The 575-nt window shown below is 54.1% G+C and carries 2 protein-coding genes; one reads left to right on the top strand and one right to left on the bottom strand.

Features of this window, described 5'->3' with window-relative positions; all coding sequences use genetic code 11:
* Window positions 1-242: terminase gpP N-terminus-related DNA-binding protein (locus tag ABD006_RS17915; protein WP_343844114.1), on the bottom strand; the 242-nt coding region annotated here is incomplete at its 3' end.
* A gap of 142 nt (window positions 243-384) precedes the next feature.
* Here ABD006_RS17915 and ABD006_RS17910 point away from each other — a divergent pair.
* A partial coding sequence (locus ABD006_RS17910; protein ID WP_162522714.1) for a GPO family capsid scaffolding protein occupies window positions 385-575 on the top strand: 191 nt, incomplete at its 3' end.

The following is a 575-nucleotide window of genomic DNA, read 5'->3' as shown; positions in this document are numbered from 1 at the left end:
TTGAAATCTTTCCCTTCTTTGTGCTCCTTCATGATGAGCTGGCAGTAGCGTGCGGCGGTGGTGAGCTGCATCTGATCCAGCGGCCCATAGTCACCCCACTTGTCGCGTTTCTTCCAGCTGTGGACGGTTGCAACTTTCTCGCCCAGCATTTCAGCAATGCGGGCTACGCGATATCCCTGAAAGTACAGCAGCATGGCCTGCCGACGGGGATCGAGATCTGCGGATGTCAGTGTGGTGTTCATGGCACAAACCTACAGCCTTGAATGAAGGCTTTCCCCGCCTGCGGTTTGTGTGGTTGTCGGTACAAATACCGTGCATTGTTTCACTGCCCTCATCACCGCAACCATAAGGCTCCAGTAAGTTTTTTCTAACGGAGCACGGCTCATGACAGTGAAAGCAAAGCGTTTTCGCATCGGGGTGGAAGGTGCCACCACCGACGGACGCGAAATCCAGCGTGAATGGCTGGAACAGATGGCAGCCAGCTACAACCCGGCAGTGTATACCGCGCTGATTAACCTTGAGCACATCAAGTCTTATCTGCCGGACAGCACCTTTAACCGCTACGGCAAGGTAAC

The organism is Salinibacillus aidingensis (assembly GCF_039522525.1).
Taxonomy (GTDB): Bacteria; Bacillota; Bacilli; order Bacillales; family Alkalibacillaceae; genus Salinibacillus; species Salinibacillus aidingensis.
The sequence above is the reverse complement of the archived record's forward strand: the minus strand, read 5'-3'. Positions and strand labels throughout refer to the sequence as shown.